Source organism: Halorubrum sp. AS12 (genome assembly GCF_051122765.1).
In the GTDB taxonomy this organism is placed as follows: domain Archaea; phylum Halobacteriota; class Halobacteria; order Halobacteriales; family Haloferacaceae; genus Halorubrum; species Halorubrum trapanicum.
Genome location: NZ_CP185385.1, coordinates 946,484 through 962,203, shown reverse-complemented (window position 1 = coordinate 962,203; position 15,720 = coordinate 946,484). Strand labels below are relative to the sequence as shown.

The 15,720-nt window shown below is 69.7% G+C and carries 14 protein-coding genes and 4 pseudogenes; 8 read left to right on the top strand and 10 right to left on the bottom strand.

Going from position 1 to position 15,720, the window contains the following annotated elements:
* Positions 1-553 precede the first annotated feature (553 nt).
* Together ACODNG_RS04845 and ACODNG_RS04840 are read right to left on the bottom strand one after the other, a co-directional pair.
* Positions 554-1,261: a type I 3-dehydroquinate dehydratase gene (locus tag ACODNG_RS04845; protein ID WP_434522651.1), complete on the bottom strand. Its 708-nt coding sequence runs from the start codon at positions 1,259-1,261 to the stop codon at positions 554-556.
* Between the two features lie 85 nt (positions 1,262-1,346).
* A complete protein-coding gene (locus tag ACODNG_RS04840) occupies positions 1,347-2,321 on the bottom strand; it encodes a transcription initiation factor IIB (protein ID WP_006629799.1) in 975 nt (324 codons plus the stop codon).
* Positions 2,322-2,609: 288 nt separating this feature from the next.
* On the opposite strand from ACODNG_RS04840, the gene ACODNG_RS04835 reads away from it, so the two are divergent.
* From ACODNG_RS04835 to ACODNG_RS04825, 3 genes are all read left to right on the top strand, one after another.
* Positions 2,610-3,410, top strand: coding sequence for a cobalamin-binding protein (locus tag ACODNG_RS04835; protein WP_434522650.1), 801 nt, complete (start codon positions 2,610-2,612; stop codon positions 3,408-3,410).
* Positions 3,407-3,979 carry a DUF84 family protein gene (locus ACODNG_RS04830; protein WP_434522649.1) on the top strand — a complete coding sequence of 191 codons (573 nt, stop codon included), beginning with the start codon at positions 3,407-3,409 and terminating at the stop codon, positions 3,977-3,979. Before ACODNG_RS04835 ends, ACODNG_RS04830 begins: the two co-directional genes overlap by 4 nt.
* Before the next feature lie 152 nt (positions 3,980-4,131).
* Entirely contained in the window at positions 4,132-4,386 is a 255-nt protein-coding gene (locus tag ACODNG_RS04825; RefSeq protein ID WP_434522648.1) for a DUF7123 family protein, read from the top strand.
* Positions 4,387-4,426: 40 nt separating this feature from the next.
* Here ACODNG_RS04825 and ACODNG_RS04820 read toward each other — a convergent pair.
* Positions 4,427-5,037: pseudogene (locus tag ACODNG_RS04820) on the bottom strand (winged helix-turn-helix transcriptional regulator).
* Between the two features lie 92 nt (positions 5,038-5,129).
* A pseudogene (locus tag ACODNG_RS04815) lies at positions 5,130-6,267 on the bottom strand (SPFH domain-containing protein).
* A 291-nt stretch (positions 6,268-6,558) separates the two neighbouring features.
* Between ACODNG_RS04815 and ACODNG_RS04810 the strand changes: the two are divergent.
* The gene (locus ACODNG_RS04810) at positions 6,559-7,299 is read left to right on the top strand and encodes a protein sorting system archaetidylserine synthase (RefSeq protein WP_434522647.1); all 741 of its coding nucleotides are present in this window, start codon (positions 6,559-6,561) and stop codon (positions 7,297-7,299) included.
* A 100-nt stretch (positions 7,300-7,399) separates the two neighbouring features.
* On the opposite strand, the gene psmB is transcribed toward ACODNG_RS04810, so the two are convergent.
* Both psmB and ACODNG_RS04800 read right to left on the bottom strand, forming a co-directional pair.
* Positions 7,400-8,131 carry an archaeal proteasome endopeptidase complex subunit beta gene (gene psmB, locus ACODNG_RS04805; protein ID WP_434522646.1) on the bottom strand — a complete coding sequence of 244 codons (732 nt, stop codon included), beginning with the start codon at positions 8,129-8,131 and terminating at the stop codon, positions 7,400-7,402.
* Positions 8,132-8,353: 222 nt separating this feature from the next.
* Complete coding sequence (locus ACODNG_RS04800) at positions 8,354-8,527, bottom strand: hypothetical protein (protein WP_434522645.1); 174 nt, start codon at positions 8,525-8,527, stop codon at positions 8,354-8,356.
* A gap of 336 nt (positions 8,528-8,863) precedes the next feature.
* Between ACODNG_RS04800 and ACODNG_RS04795 the strand changes: the two genes are divergently transcribed.
* The gene (locus tag ACODNG_RS04795; protein WP_434522644.1) at positions 8,864-9,505 is read left to right on the top strand and encodes a uracil-DNA glycosylase family protein; all 642 of its coding nucleotides are present in this window, start codon (positions 8,864-8,866) and stop codon (positions 9,503-9,505) included.
* Positions 9,506-9,765: 260 nt separating this feature from the next.
* On the opposite strand, the pseudogene ACODNG_RS04790 reads toward ACODNG_RS04795, so the two are convergent.
* Together ACODNG_RS04790 and ACODNG_RS04785 are read right to left on the bottom strand one after the other, a co-directional pair.
* Positions 9,766-11,002, bottom strand: a pseudogene (locus ACODNG_RS04790) (asparagine synthase C-terminal domain-containing protein).
* Positions 11,003-11,007: 5 nt separating this feature from the next.
* Positions 11,008-11,691 carry a PHP domain-containing protein gene (locus ACODNG_RS04785; protein WP_434523058.1) on the bottom strand — a complete coding sequence of 228 codons (684 nt, stop codon included), beginning with the start codon at positions 11,689-11,691 and terminating at the stop codon, positions 11,008-11,010.
* 233 nt (positions 11,692-11,924) lie between these two features.
* On the opposite strand from ACODNG_RS04785, the gene ACODNG_RS04780 reads away from it, so the two are divergent.
* Both ACODNG_RS04780 and ACODNG_RS04775 read left to right on the top strand, forming a co-directional pair.
* A complete protein-coding gene (locus tag ACODNG_RS04780; RefSeq protein WP_434522643.1) occupies positions 11,925-12,659 on the top strand; it encodes an FAD-dependent oxidoreductase in 735 nt (244 codons plus the stop codon).
* Positions 12,660-12,706: 47 nt separating this feature from the next.
* Positions 12,707-12,868, top strand: a pseudogene (locus ACODNG_RS04775) (metal-dependent transcriptional regulator); the annotation flags it as partial.
* Positions 12,869-12,925: 57 nt separating this feature from the next.
* On the opposite strand, the gene ACODNG_RS04770 reads toward ACODNG_RS04775, so the two are convergent.
* Together ACODNG_RS04770 and ACODNG_RS04765 are read right to left on the bottom strand one after the other, a co-directional pair.
* Positions 12,926-13,192: a DUF7513 family protein gene (locus ACODNG_RS04770; RefSeq protein ID WP_434522642.1), complete on the bottom strand. Its 267-nt coding sequence runs from the start codon at positions 13,190-13,192 to the stop codon at positions 12,926-12,928.
* Entirely contained in the window at positions 13,189-14,841 is a 1,653-nt protein-coding gene (locus ACODNG_RS04765; RefSeq protein WP_434522641.1) for a Na+/H+ antiporter NhaC family protein, read from the bottom strand. Before ACODNG_RS04765 ends, ACODNG_RS04770 begins: the two co-directional genes overlap by 4 nt.
* 357 nt (positions 14,842-15,198) lie before the next feature.
* Here ACODNG_RS04765 and ACODNG_RS04760 point away from each other — a divergent pair, with 357 nt between their 5' ends.
* Entirely contained in the window at positions 15,199-15,690 is a 492-nt protein-coding gene (locus tag ACODNG_RS04760) for a 30S ribosomal protein S15 (RefSeq protein WP_434522640.1), read from the top strand.
* Positions 15,691-15,720: the final 30 nt, after the last annotated feature.

The following is a 15,720-nucleotide window of genomic DNA, read 5'->3' as shown; positions in this document are numbered from 1 at the left end:
CGACGAATACCTTCCAAAGCCCCAGCCGCTCGGCTGTACATGGGTGCCTGCTGATCGACGACGAATACCTTCCAAAGCCCCAGCCGCTCGGCTGTACATGGGTGCCTGCTGATCGACGACGAATACCTTCCAAAGCCCCAGCCGCTCGGCTGTACATGGGTGCCTGCTGATCGACGACGAATACCTTCCAAAGCCCCAGCCGCTCGGCTGTACATGGGTGCCTGCTGATCGACGACGAATACCTTCCAAAGCCCCAGCCGTGAGGCGGGCGCACGCTCGTTGCGCTCCTCGGTCGCTCACTTCGTTCGCTCCCTGCGGTGCTTGCTTCGCCTGCGCCCGCCTCACGGCTGCCCCTTTGAGTCCCACCCGCCCGCACAGCAACCGCGCCTCACACCTCCCCAGCCTCGCGGTTCGCGCTCTCCGAGCGCTCACCGCGTCCCTCGCGCGTGCTGTCTCGCGGCCGCCGAGGGCGGCCGCTCGCAGGCACGCGCCGCCGCACCGCGTCGTCGTTTATAAACAGCCGCCGCAGTCGCGGTCATTCACTTATAAATAGTCACTCGCCGGTTCCGCCCTCTCGCAGCCCGTCGACGAGCTCTCGAAGCGTCGCGAGCGGGTACTGGCCGGGCGCGGTCGCGTTCGCGGGATCGACGGGCGCGTAGCCGATCTTCGAGCCGTAAACCGGCGTGACGGCGCGGGTGTGCCGCCCCGGCTCGCCCATACACATCGTCGCGACGCGGTGGCCCGCCGCGGTCGCCTCGTGGGTCGCCTCGATCATCGCGAGCGCGTCGGCCGGCGCGGTCGCGGTCGTCGCCAGCTTCCCCACGTCGCCCTCGCTCGCGGCCTCGGCGAGCAGGTCGACGAGCGCGGCCGGCTCCGGAGTGGACTCGAAGTCGTGGACCGACGCGACCACCTCGACCCCCGCCTCGCGCGCGGCGTCGCGCAACGCGGTCGCGTGCGACTCCTCCGCGGAGTCCGGGTGCGTCCCGCGCAGGGCCGCGAGTTCGACGTCGACCGCGGCGACCGCGTCGCGACCGACCGCGTCCGAGAGCGCGTCGTACCGCCCGAGCCCCTCCGCCTCGCCGCCCTCCCACGACGCCCGGTTCGTGACGACGAGCGGGAGGTCGCCGTCGTAGCTCGCCAGCTGGTCGAGCGGGGAGTTTGCGAGGTCCATCCGGAACTCCACCGCGTCGGCGTGCTCGCGCGCGCGCGACTCCTCGGTGAGGTCGGCCGTGCTCGCGGCGAGGACGAACTCCTCGAACATACCCGGCCGTTCCGCGCCCGGAGACTTAGCTGGTCGGGTTAGGACGGATGCGGGGTCGAGACGGGTCGGGGAAAAGCGCGTCCGCTTACGCGACGAGACCGTCCTCGGCCTCGAGCAGCTCGTGGTAGCGGTTCCGGATGGTGACCTCGCTGATGTCGGCGACCTCCGAGACCGCGGCCTGCGTCGTCTTCTCGTTCGTGAGAAGCGCGGCGGCGTAGACGGCGGCCGCGGCGAGACCCACCGGCGACTTGCCCGAGTGGACGCCCTTCTCCTTGGCGTTGCGCAGGAGGCTTTTCGCGCGCATCTCGGACTCCTCGGAGAGCTCCAGGTCGGAGGCGAACCGGGGGACGTACTGCTCGGGGTCGGCCGGCTTCACTTCGAGCTTCAGCTCGCGGACGACGTACCGGTACGTCCGGGCGATCTCGGCCTTCTCGACGCGGGAGACGTCGGCGATCTCGTCGAGGCTGCGCGGGACGCCGGCCATCCGGGCGGCGGCGTACACGCAGGAGGTGGAGACTCCCTCGATGGAGCGGCCGGGCAGCAGGTCCTCGTCGAGCGCGCGGCGGTAGATGACCGAGGCGGTCTCGCGGACGTTGTCCGGAAGGCCCTGCGCGGAGGCCATGCGGTCGATCTCGCCGAGCGCCTGCTTGAGGTTGCGCTCCTTGGAGTCGCGGGTGCGGAACCGCTCGTTCCACTTGCGGAGCCGCTGCATCTTCTGGCGCTGGCGCGCGCCGAGCGACCGGCCGTACGCGTCCTTGTCGCGCCAGTCGATGTTCGTCGACAGCCCCTTGTCGTGCATCGTGTTCGTGGTCGGCGCGCCGACGCGGCTCTTCTCGTCCTTCTCGCGGGAGTCGAACGCGCGCCACTCCGGCCCGCGGTCGACCGAGTCGGCCTCGACGACCAGTCCGCAGTCGCTGCAGACCGTCTCGCCGTGCTCCTCGTCGTTGATGACGTGACCCCCGCACTCCGGGCAGCTCAGCGTCTCGTCGGTGTCTTCCGATTCTTCCTCGTTCGTCTCCGTTCGGGAGCGACTCCCCCGTGTGTGTAGTCGTTCACTCATAGCTCGGTTGCCCCCGGAAACTGAAACTGCCCGAGAGCGATCTTAGTTTACCGTCGACGGAACACAACTTAAAACGACCGGAACGTGTCGCTCGAAACCCGACGAAAGGACACGATCTATCACGCGTTTTTGCCGATCTCCCGATCGGCCGCGACGCGCGGTCGACCGCACTCGACCGCACTCGACCGCACTCGACCGCCCGGTCGATTCCGCACGACTCCGTCCGCCCCTCGCCGGCGCGCCGCCAAGACCGAAACCGTTGACAGGGCCGCGGCCGGATCGAAGGCCATGTCTGCGCCCCGCGTCGTCTCGCTCGCCCCGAGCGCGACCGCGACGGTCGCCGCGCTCGACGCGGCCGACCGCCTCGTCGGCGTCACCGCCCACTGCGACCTCCCGGAAGACGCGGCCGCCGGGTCCGCACACGGGGTCGATTCACCGACCGTCGTCGGCGGCTGGCTGAACCCCGACCTCGACCGCGTCGCCGCCCTCGAACCCGACGTCGTCCTCACCAGCGACGCGCTCCAGAGCGACCTCGCCGACGCCTGCCGCGAGCACGGCCTCGACGTCGCACACCGCGAGCCGTCGACCCTCGACGACGCCGTCGACGGGTTCGCCGCCCGCGGGAGCGACGTGGGCCGACCGGAGGCGGGAGAGCGACTCGCGGCCGACGCCCGCGACCGACTCGACCGGATCGCCGAGGCGGTAGCCGACCGCCAGCGACCGACGGTGTACTGCGAGGAGTGGTCCGACCCGCCGATGGCGGCCGGCAACTGGGTCCCCGACGCGGTGCGCGCCGCGGGCGGGCGCTACCCGTTCGTCGACCCGGGCGAGCGCTCCCGCGAGGTCGACCCCGCCGCCGTCGAGCGGGCCGACCCCGATCACGTCGTCGTTCACATCTGCGGGCACGGCGACCGCGTCGACCCCGAAACCGTCGCCGGACGCGACTGGGCCGTCGACGCCCCCGTGAGCGTGATCGACGACGACCTGCTCAACCAGCCGAGCCCCGCCCTCCTCGACGGCGTCGAGCGCCTGGCGCGCTTGCTCCATCCCGAGGCGTTTTCGGCCGGCGGCCACGACGCCCGAACATGACGATCCTGCGAGTCGGCGTTGGCAGCGGGAACCCGGTGAAGCGGCGCGCGGTCGAACTGGCGCTCGGATCGGCGGCAGACGCCGACCTCCCCGGCGATCCGACCGGCGTCGCGGTCGAATCGGTCCCCGTCGACTCCGGCGTGAGCGAGCAGCCGACGGGCCACGCGGAGACGGTCGCGGGCGCGGAAAATCGGGCCGCGGCCGTCCTCGAAGTCGGATCGGAAGCCGACCGCACCGCGGCGTACGACCTCGGCGTCGGAATCGAGGGCGGCGTCGCGGAGTTCGACGGCACCGACGACCGCTACCTGATCATGTGGGCGGCGGTGACGGACGGCGACCGCGTCGGCCGCGCCGCGGGACCGAGCCTCGCGCTCCCGGCGGACGTCGCCGCCCGTATCGACGACGGGGCGGAACTCGGTCCCGTGATGGACGACCTCCTCGGGACCGAGGGGGTTGCGACGCGCGGCGGCGCGGCGGGCGCGCTCACGAACGGCCGCGTCGACCGCGCCGAGGCGCTCGCGGCCGCCGTGAGCGGCGCACTCGGGCCGTTCGCCTCGGCGCTGTACTGATCCGCTCGCGCCGCCGCCCGGGTTCGAAGACCGTACCTAAACGCGACGGTGGGGCGCCGCTCTCTCTCCTCGTCATCGGGAAAACCGCCAGACTGCGCCGTGTTAACTCCGTCTACCAACCGCCTTATGCGGGGTGCCGACCTGATACGCGTATGAGCACTGCCCAGCCGGACGCGGTCGCGGCCGAATCGACCGGTCTCTCCGCGAAACAGGCGCGCATCCTGCGGTACCTCCGCGAGAACGCCGCCGACCGGACGTACTTCAAGTCGCGGCTGATCGCCGACGACCTCGACCTCTCGGCGAAGGAGGTCGGCGCGAACATGGGCGCGGTCGCCGACGCGGCGATCGAGGTCGACGTCGAGAAGTGGGGCTACTCGTCGGGTACGACGTGGATGGTCACGGCCTGAACTCCGCCTCAGCGCCTAAAATCCGCTTCAGCGCGCAGAATCAGGGGTCGTACGCGACCAGCGATGCGGCGTCGTCGGCGAGCGCGACCGCCTCGGCGTCGAAGGAGTCCGCGTACCGGACGACGAGCGTGAGCAGCCGCTCCGGTTCGGTCAGCGTGTAGCCGTCGGTCCGGTCCAGCAGGCCGGCGCTCTCCAAGTCGGCGGCCGCTGCGCTTATCGTCGGCCGGGAGACGTCGAGCGCGCTCGCCAAGTCCGCCCCCGTCGCGTCCGGGTCGCGCAACAGCGCGAGGATCATCCCCGGGGCGTCTCCCGGCGGAGGTAGCCGAGCGCCCGTTTGTCGGTCTCGTCGAACCGGCCAGCCGGGAAGAACCGCCGGTAGTCGGCGTCTTTCACCGACTCGACCGTTCCTTCCTCTTCGAGCTTCCGGAGGTGGTACTGCGCCTCACCGGTCCCGAGCCGGAGGTCGTCGCGGAGCTTCGAGAAGTGCGCGCCGGGGGTCGTCGGCACGTAGCCGCGGATCGCCTCTCGCGTCTCGTTCTCGTCGTCGGCACCGACGTCGCCGCTCGCGGTCCCGACGAACGGCGCGGCGGCTCCGACAGCGGCGAACCGCCGGAGCGTCTCGCGCTTTCGGCCGTCGAACCCCTCTGTCACGGCCGTATTAGTCGACGCCTCGACAAAAACACTTCGCTCGGGGACCGGTTCACAGAGGAGATTCCGCCGCCTCGACGACGTTTCGAACCGCTCTACTCCTCTTTCTCTACTTCCGTGGCCGCCTCCTCGTCGTCCATCTCCTGGATGACCTCGTCGGCGGACCTGATGCTCGCGCCGGCGTCGCCCGACTTCACGGCCTCGGCCTCCTTCTCCAGCTCCTCGACGTTCATCTCCGCGGACTCCTCGATCTGGCCGAGGATCTCGTCGATGTCGTCGAGTCCGAGCATCTTCCGCGTGTCGTCGTCGAACTCCTTCCCGTCGAGTCCCTCCATCTCCTGGACGTCGGAGCCGGAGAGTGCCTTGCCGTAGCGGCCGACGAGGCTCGTCAGCTCCTGCGGGAGGACGAACGTCGTCGATTCGCCCTTGCCGATCTCTTCGAGGGTCTCCATGCCGCGCTCGATGATGGCGCGCTCGCCCATCGATTCCGCGGAGCGCGCGCGGAGGACGGTCGAGATGGCGTCCCCCTGCGCTTCGAGGATCTGGGACTGCTTTTCACCCTGCGCGCGGATGATGTTGGACTGCTTGTCACCTTCCGCCTGCTCGACCGCGGAGCGGCGTTCACCCTGCGCTTCGAGGATCATCGCGCGCCGGCGGCGCTCGGCGGAGGTCTGCTGTTCCATCGCCTGCTGGACGTCCTTCGAGGGGTTGACCTCGCGGACCTCGACGCTCTCGACGCGGATTCCCCACTCGTCGGTGGGTTCGTCCAGCTCCTTGCGGATCTTCGCGTTGATCTCCCTGGCGCTTGTTCAGCGTGTCGTCGAGTTCCATGTCGCCGAGGACGGCGCGGAGAGTGGTCTGGGCGAGGTTCGAGACGGCCTTCTTGTAGTCGTCGACCTCCAAGAAGGCCTTCTTGGCGTCCATCACCTTGATGTAGACGACCGCGTCCGCGGTCACCGGGGAGTTGTCGCGGGTGATCGCTTCCTGCCGGGGCACGTCCAGCGTCTGGGTCCGCATGTCGAACGGGTACGTCCGCGAGACGAACGGCGGGATGAGGTTGATACCCGGTTCGAGCAGCTTGCGGTACTCGCCGAAGACGGTGAGCGTCTTCTTCTCGTAGGCGTCGACGATCTCGAACGACTGCCAGAGCGTGACGACCACGAGCAGGAGCGCGAGCAGTCCGACGCTCACGAGCCCGAAGCCGAGTCCGGATTGGAGGGTGATCGGATCCATGCCCTTCGTTTAGACCATCGTACGCTTAATAGTTCGCCCGCCGGACCCCGAATCGTCTCGCCGTCCCTCGGTCGGCGCATGACGGAGCCGGACTTCCCGCCGGTATCGCGCCGCCCGGAGCCGTCGCTCGTTGAACCGGCGGATCACTGGCGCGCCGACCCTCGTGAGCGTGTTCTCCGGCAGGCCGTCCGTTGCGGCGTACGTCAGCTCCCTCCCGCTGCGGAACGGACGGCCCCGCTCGCGGTCGACGAGATAACAAGCCCTAAAACCCGTCTCGTCGACCGATACGGTATGCCTCTGCGGTTCGCTCGGCGGCTCGGGCTCGCGGACGCGGTGACCGTGGCCAACGCCGCCGTCGGCTTCCTCGCCGTCGTCGCCGCGACGGTCGACGTCGCGCTCGCGGCCCGGCTGATCCTCCTCGCCGCCGTCGCGGACGGACTCGACGGCGTCGTCGCCCGGCATCGCGGGTCGACGCCCGCCGGGCCGTACCTCGACTCGCTGGCGGACGTGGCCTCCTTCGGGGTCGCGCCCGCCGCGCTCGTCGCCGCGGTCGTGGGCGACGGGCGCTCGTTCGCGACGGAACCCGTCCTCGTCGCCGCCGGCGTCGGCGCGGGAGCGCTGTTCGTCGCCGCCGCGGTCGCCCGGCTCGGACTCTACACCGCCGACGAGGACGGGTCCCGCGAGACGGTCGGCGTCCCGACCACGCTGGCGGCGACGGTGCTCGCGGCCGCCGTCATCGCCGGGTACACCGCCCCGCTCCTCCTCGTCGCGGCGACGGCGACGTTCGCGCTGCTCATGGGGTCGACGGTCACGTATCCGGACCTCCACGCGCAGGACGCGCTCGTTATGGGTGTCGTCCAGGCGGCGGTGATCCTCACCCCCGCCGGCCACATGGCGACGGGGGCGCTCCCCGCGTGGATCGGCGAGGGGTTCGCGTTCGCGCTGCTGTTCCTCTCGTGTGGTTACCTCCTGCTTGGCCCGCGCTTCTACTGGGGCGACGGGATCCGCGCGCCGCCGGGCCTGCGGCGGTGACGCCGGAGTAGTGCGGAGAACGGATTCCGCCGGTAACGGATCGTTCGAAAAATCGCGGTGAAAATCGATCGGCGGTGTCGCGTCGACGGCGGGAGGGACCTTACAGCAGGTCGTCGAACTCCTTGTACCGGGTGATGTCGACGCCGTCCTCGGTGACGACGGCGACGTTGATCCCGTTGCCGGACGCGAGGTCGCGCTCGACGGCGGACTGGATCGCCTTCGCGGCGATGTTCTTCGCCTCATCGATGGTGACGTCGTCGTCGTACTCCTGTTCGAGGACGCCGAGCGCGTACTGCGACCCGGAGCCGGTGACGGTGTACTCCTCCTCGGTCGTGCCGCCGAGGGCGTCGATGGAGTAGATGTGCGAGCCCTCGTCGTCGACGCCGCCCAGGATCGGCTGGACGATGTAGAACGCGCCGGAGCGGAGGAGGTTCCCCGTCAGGGTCGACAGCGCCTCCATCGACATGTCCTTGCCGCGGCGGGCCTCGTAGAGGCTCGTCTCGGCGCGGAGCGTCGAGATGAGGTTCTGCGCCGCCGAGACGGAGCCGGCGATGGTCAAGGCGCCGCGCGGGTGGATTTCCTCGACCTTCTGGACGTCCTTCGAGGAGACCATGCCGCCGAGGGAGGCGCGCATGTCGGTCGCCATCACGACGCCGTCCTCGGCCTTGATGCCGACGGTCGTGGTCCCGGTCTTCATCTCGCCGTCGCCCTCCGCCTTCGCGGCGCGGCGCTCGCTGTGTTCGAACTCGCCGAGCTCCGGTCCGAAGACGGGCTGGTCGCGGCCCAGGTCCGCCGCCGGCCCGTCTGAGAGGTCGCCAGTCGGTGTTCGCATTACACACTCGTTCGCCCGGCGCGCAGATAAAGGCAACCCTTCGGGGGCCGCCGACCGGTTCCGACGAGCCTATCCGTCGCCGGGCCGCGACCGGCCGACCGCGACGGGGCACGCGGTGTCGAAGGCGGGCAGCGACGGGGGGACCGCAGTCGCGGTAACGCCGTCGCTCCGGGTCGGTTCGGCGTTCGTTGGCCGCGCAAAACAGCTACGACAGTCGGTCGTTCACTCCTCGTCGCTCTCGAACGCCTCGGTAGTGGTCTCGACGAGTCGGCCGATCGGGACGTTGACACCGAGACGCTGACGCGCGAAGACGGCCACCGGGAACAGCGAGATGCCGACGGCGACGGTCGCTTGGTGCAGCCCGAAGAGGGCCGCCGTTCGGATGCGGTCGAACATTGGACTTCTGCCCGACCCGAACGCGGGGATATATAAATATCTTCCGTGGCCGGTGCCGTTTCGAAACCGCCGCTGTCTTGCGGTTCTCTGTCTTAAATTAACGATTCTGAAATATATCCCGCCTCGCTGCGATCGACGCGTATCCCAAGCCGGTTGGACCGAATTCGTTTGTATAACTTATGAGAATCCACGGCGGCTCATGCGCCTCGCATCGATCCCTCCGCGACTCTCCCCTGCCCTTGGTCGACCGCGACGGACCGAACAGGATATAACCGACTGTGCGCCTATCGTGTCGCGTCGGAGAACGTCACGGACCAGATCCGGAACCCCTTCGGGATGCGTCCCGACTGTCCCTCGTTCGTCCCGGGCTACGGCGACGCCAACGCCGACTTCCACGTCGTCGGCGATCGGCCGGGCGTCCACGGCGGGACCGCGGCGGGCGTCCCCTTCACCGGGGAGTCGTGGTCGCCCGCGTTCCTGTCGGCGCTCTCGGGGGCCGGACTGATCGCGGGGGTCGCCGAGGGCGTCGCCCCCGACGGCATCGCGCGCGACGGCGACCCGACCGCAGTCGACCCGATCCGAACCGACCGAACGTTCCTCTCGTACCTCCACATGTGCGCGAGCGAAGAGCCGCCTGACGAGGACGCCTACGACGACATGGAGCGATTCTTCGACGCGGAACTCCGCGCCATCGCGGCCCACGTACTCCTCCCGGTAGGCGCGCGAGCGACCGAACACGTCCTCGAAACCTACACGGCGCGGGCCTGGAAGACGGAAATCGACATGGACGCGCTCCACGGCGAGGAGCTGCTCGGCGCCGGCTGGCTCGTCGTGCCGATCAAAGACCCCGCCGACTGGACCGACGGCGACGCCGACCGGCTCGTCGCCTCGCTGGAGGAGCTTCGGTCGACCGACTTCCGCCGCGAGAGCGACCTCGGTCGGTTCGTCGCCGGCAGCGACCCGTATCTGGTCCGCTGACGCGGTGGCCACCCCGTGAGCACCCGGAATCCGCCGGTTTTGCTCGGATAGACGTGAACTTTCCCCGGCAAAGCACGCCTCCGATGCGGCGATTCGGCAGTAATCGGACAGTTCTGCGGACGATCGTTTTCTGTCCCGGCTTCAACGGTGTCATATTTGTCGCTACTGCCCGTATTTTATACCTGTCCCGCCGATCCCTGAGCAGACGCCCGGTCGATCGGGCGTCGGCCGCAGGACTGGTACTCCACGCGGCGACTTGGTCAGTTCCGGCCTTCTACGGCCGGTTTTTCCTCGCTACACAGCGCCTCGACGTACTTCCCGACGTGGTCGTCCATCCGCCGCTTGTAGCCCGCCCGCCGCGCGAGCCGGTCGAGTTCGCGGGAGACGTACGTGCCGTACTGGACCGCCTTCTTGTCCGCGGTGGAGACCGACTCCGGCACGCGCCCGGCCGCGACCCGGCGCAGCGCGACCTTCCGCTCGTCGCCGTCGACGAGCAGGTCGTCTGGAAGCGCTAGCGCGGCGGCGACGACTCGGTCGTCGAGCAGCGGCGTCGCCGGTTCGACCCCGGCGGCGCGGAGCGCGAGGACGTCGCGTTCCAATTGACGGGGCAGCGTGCGGACGGTCTCGGTCCGCGCCCCGCGGACGGTGTCGGCGTCGATCCGGGGATCCTCGGCGGGGTCGACGACCTTGCTGTAGCCGCCGAACAGCTCGTCGGCGCCTTGCCCGACCGCGAGGCGGTCGAACCCGTCGGCCGCGGCCGCCTCGCCGGTCAGGTACAGCGGCACCGCGATTGCGACGTCCATCGGGTTCCGGCGGCCGGTCGCGGCCGCGACCGAGCGAACCGCGCGCGTGAGATCGTCGTGCGTGATCTCGACGACCCGCAGGTCGCGGCCCATCGCGTCCGCCGCGTCGCGCGCGGCCGCGACGTCGTGGCTCCCCTCGAAGCCGGCGACGTAGCAGGGGGCCTCGGGGACCGCGGCCGCGACTAGCCCGGAGTCGACGCCGCCGGAGAAGGCGACCGCGAGGTCGCCGCCGCCCTGCCCGCCCCCGCCCGCGGACCGAACCGAGGACGTGGAGATCGTCGAGCGCCCCGGTCACCGCGTCGTCGACCGCCGACAGCGCGACCTCTCGGTCCGCCGTCGGCTCGGAGTCGGAGAGCCGCCAGACGCGTTCGGTTCCGGCCGCCGAGACGACGCTGCCGGCCGGGACCGATTTCGGGTCGTCGCACGCGCCGCGGTCGAAGTCCCACGCGCTGGGGTCCGTCGGTCGCCGGTCGGTCTCCGGGTCGAGCGCGTCGCGCTCGACGAACAGCGGTTGGCGGCCGAGGGCGTCGCGGACGAGGACCGGACTCTCCCGGTCAGGCGGGTCGGTCAGGAAACCGGCGAAGCCGCAGCCGCCGGGAAGGGGGTCGCCGTCGCGAAGCGCGGCGCGGACGCGGTTCGGGGCGGCGCCTCGGAGAGCGGAGTCCGCGTCGTCGGGAGGCGTAGCCGGCGACATCGCGGTCACCGGAGCGAGTCGAGCGCGCGGAGCGCGCGGCGCTTGGCGCCCCCGCCGAACTGCTTGAGCGAGATCCGCCACGGGGTGCGCTTGCCCACGACGCTCGTCCGCCCGTCGGCGATCCCGTCGAGGATCGCGGCGGCGGAGCGCTCGTCGGCCCCGACCTCCGTCACCGCTTGACCGACCATCTCGGAGATGTGGGCGTCGCTGCCGGCGGTCATCGGGACGCCGTTGCGCACGGCGAACTTCTCGGCCTGTCGGTTCGAGCGCCCGGTGAACAGCCGGGAGTTGTACACCTCGATGGCGTCGGCGCTCGCCAGCTGTTCGTCGCTGATGTGGGCGGCGACGCCGTGGCGAGACTTCTGGAAGGGGTGGGGAACGACCGCGATCCCGCCCTGGTCGCGGATGCGGTCGAGCGTCTCGTCGAACGGGAGCCCGCTCTCGATCTGCTCTTCGATGCCGAACGCGAGGACGTGGCCGACCGCCGAGGTCACTTCCATGCCGACGACGCCGACCAGCCCGTAGTCGGGGGCCTTCTCGGCCGCCTCGATGCTGGCGTCGATCTCGTCGTGGTCGGTGACGGCGAGCGCGTCGAGCCCGACCGCGGCCGCCTGCTCCAAGAGGAGCTCGACCGGGTCGCGCCCGTCGTACGACAGCGCGGAGTGCGCGTGTAGCTCGACCGATAGCACGCGCTTCGGTTCGTGCGTGGTCATAAAAAGCGCCCCGGTCCGCGCGCCGATCCGACCCGGTCGGTGGTCGGTTACCCACCGCGTCGCTCCGTTCACACCGTGAACGTTCGTAACGTCGGAAATCGTTAACTCCCCGTTCGCCCAATTCGACTCATGGTCGCATCTCGGAGACAGCCACACTCGGCGGCGACGAGGGACCGAACTGACGGACGAACCCGGCGGGCGGTGAGCGTATGACCGACTCCGAAGCGGACGTTCTCATCGTCGGCGGCGGCGTGAGCGGGCTCTCGGCGGGGCTGTTCACGGCGAGACACGACCGCGAGACGCTGATCGTCGACGCGGGGAACCCGATCCTCCGGCGGAACGCTCACCTGGAGAACTTCCCCGGGTTCCCGGCCGGCGTCAACCCGCGACAGTTGCTGGACCTGTTGGCGGAGCAGGCCGATGACGCCGGCTGTAGCCGCGTTTCGGGGCGAGTGACCCGCGTCGACGCGGTCGACGACGGCTTCCGCGTCGAAACGGCGGACGGCGACGGCTATCGGGCGGAGTACGTCGTCGTCGCGACGAAAGGCGAGGTGGACTTCCTCGACCCGCTCGACGGCGTCGGGATCGTCGAGCGCGGAAAGACGTACGTCGACGCCGACGAGCGCGGACGGACGGGCGTGGACGGGCTGTACGCCGCCGGACGGGTCGCCGGGAAGCCTCATCAGGCGATCGTCTGCGCGGGCCACGGCGCCGAGGTCGCGGTCACGCTCCTCGAAGACGACGACCAGCCGTTCTACCACGACTGGACGGCGCCCGAGGGGTACTTTACCGACCGCGGCAGGGAGGTGCCGCCGGGCTGTGAGGAGATCGATCCCGCCGAACGCCGCCGTCGCGAGGACCGGTCGATCGCGGCGACCCGGGACCGGTTCGCGGACGTTCATCCGGACGACCAGCTGACGCACCCGTCCCTTCGGGAGGACTGACGTTATGTGGTGGTATCGCGCGAAACGGGTGTCAGAATGCCGCTGAGATGAACCGCACCGGCCGGTACCTACTCGCCATCGACGCGCTCACGCGCCGCGGCACGTCGCCGATCCGGACGAAGGCGGTCGCCGAGGAACTCGATCGGTCGCAGGCGGCCGTCACCGAGAAGTTCAAGCGCCTCGACGACACCGGGCTGGTCGCCTACGAGCCGTACAGGGGGGGTAACGCTCACCGAGGCGGTCCCGCCCGGCGGTCGTGTTCGCGGTCAGAACGCGGTCTCGCCGACCGTCTTCCGGTAGGTCGCTCGCCCGGTGTGGGTCGCGTCGTCCCACGACTCCACGTCGACGATGACCCGAGTGTTCACCGCGTCCGCCGGCGCGCCCTCGATCCGCAGCGTCGAGTCGCCGATTCGGGCGACGTGGTCGCCGTCCCCCTCACCGGTCACCATCACTTCGAGGGCGTCGCCCGCCGCGTAGTCCGGCGTCGACCCTCGGAACGACCAGCCCGCGAGGAACTTGTCGAAGACGCTCATGCGCGCGACACCTCCTCAGAGACGCGGTCGGGAATGTACTCCCGCCCGAAGCCGGTGATCGCGGCGAGGACGAATATCGCCACGAGGAACCAGCCGTGGAAGACGTACGGGACGACCTCGATCGGGTTGACGACCATCTCGGAGCCGTACTGGGCGCCGAGACCGTCGGGACCGACCATCACCTGGTACCCCACCAGCACGCCGCCCGCCCACGGGAAGATGTAGCCGAGCGCGGAGGTGTTGGCGTCTAAGATGTTCGCGCGCCGGTAGCCGTTGATGTTGAACTTCTCACCGATGCGGGCGATGTACGGGGCGATCGCGATCTCCGCCGCGGTGTTTATCGTGATCATCCCGTTGATCGTCGCGGTGCCGAGGACCATCGTCAACTCCGCCCGGCGGACGGTCGTCGCGACGGAGTTCAGCAGGAACTCCAAGATTGCCTCGAAGCCGCCGCCGCGGATCATGATCTGCGCCATCGACACGATCAAAAGCGTCAACACGATGAGCGGGAAGAAGCCGGTCGCGCCCGTATAAAGGCTCCCGCCCACGCCCGTGGTCTCGCCGACCGCGACGAACGGCAGCGCGGTGAACGTCCCGGCCTCGCTCACGGTGAACACGAGGATGTCGCTCACCGACGAGAGCCCGAACAGGAGGTTGAACGCGACGGCGACGACGATCCCCCACGAGATCGCCTCGACGATGTGGCGACCCGCGACCGCGGTCACGATCACGACGCCCATCGATATCAGGTGAACCAGCCCCGCCGCGTTCGTGTCGAGTTCGGCCGCGCCCTCGAGACTCGCGCCCGGCAGCACCGAGCCCATGACCAGATAGGCGACGAACGCGGGCACCGCCGCGAGGATCGCGTACTTGAACCGCGAGGCGACCACGCCGCCGATGTCGGCGTCCTGCGTCACCGCGCTCACGATGGTCGTGTCGCTGACGGGCGCGAGGTTGTCGCCGAAGACGGCTCCCGACAGGATCGCGGCGAACAGCAGCACCGGGTTCGCGCCGAGGAGGACGCCAGCCGGGAAAAAGAGGGTGACGAACGCGATAGTCGCGCCGTACCCCGTCCCGATCCCGGTCGCGAGCAGGCCACAGAGGACGAACGCGGCCGCCGGGAACGTCGCCCCGCCGACGTTCAGCGCGTCGGCGGCGAAGATGAGCCCGTTGACGAACCCGCCGACGTCTAGCGTATCGGCGAACATCCCGGCCCACAGCCACGCGACGATCGCCGTGGCGGCGACGCGCTGAGTCATCCCCTCGAAGATGGTGTCCGCGTACGCCTTCCAGCTCCCGCGAACGAAGAACATCCCGAGGATCGTCCCGATCAGCGCCCCGATCACCAGTCCGTCCGTACCACCGACTCTGAGGATTCCGCTCTGGAAGATGGCCCAGAGGATGAAGAAGGCGAGCGGGACCGTACTCATCCACTTCCCGCCGTAGAAGCTGATCCGCGGCTCGGTGTCCGTCTCCGCCTCCGCCCCGGCGCTGAGCCCCCCGTCCGTCGCGAGTTCACCGTCGTTCGAACTCCCGTCGTCGGACGCCCCGGGGTCTCCTCGATCGCCCCGACCGCCGCCGAGCGGGGCGCCGTCGGGTGGTTCATCGCCGGTCCGATCGATCGGGTCGCCGTCGGATTCGTCGGTCATATGTCTTTCCCACGCATCCGGTAACCCACGACCTACGTAAACCCTCGTGTCCCGCACCCGTCGGTGCGTCCGCCTCTCTCCCCCACTCGCGTCACTTCGACTTCTGCCCCCGCGGTCGTCTGAGAGAACCACAAGAACACGCTTAAGAACCCCGACGACGACCCCTCACACGGGAACAGCACAGCTGCGAGATCCGACGTGCCCAGGGTCTTTTCGCCCTCGGCTTGGGAATGTAGCAGTGCGCCGACGCCTCCGGCGTCGCGGTCGGGCGGTCCGCTCGCGCGGGCCGTTCGGTCGGATCGCTCGGTCCGCGAGCGGTCCGTAGCCGCGCCGCGCGGAGTCGCGGTCACGTTGCGGTTGTGCCGTTCCAATTTCAGACAATGGCACGAATCGGACACGCGCCGTCGCGGTTCGTCCGGTTCGGACAAGCCGGCGACGGACGAGACCCCGGAGTGGAGCGACGTCGACGCCGAGGACATCGAGTCCCGCGTCGTCGAACTGGCGGAGCAGGGCCACGACCCCAGCGTCATCGGCCTCAAGCTGCGCGACGAGGGAGTCAAGGGCGTCCCGATCCCGGACGTGAAGCTGGCGACCGGCAAGAAGCTCACCGAGATCCTCGAAGAGAACGACGCCGACGCCGACATCCCCGAGGACCTCCGTAACCTCATGTCGCAGGCGATCCGCCTGCGCGAGCACATGGAGGAGAACGGGCAGGACCACCAGAACAAGCGCGCGCTCCAGAACACGGAGTCGAAGATCCGCCGCCTCGCGAACTACTACCGCGGCGACGAGATCGACGAGGAGTTCACGTACACCTACGAGAACGCCGTCGAGTACCTCGAGGAGTAACGCGGCTTAACGCGGCGACAGACTACACGT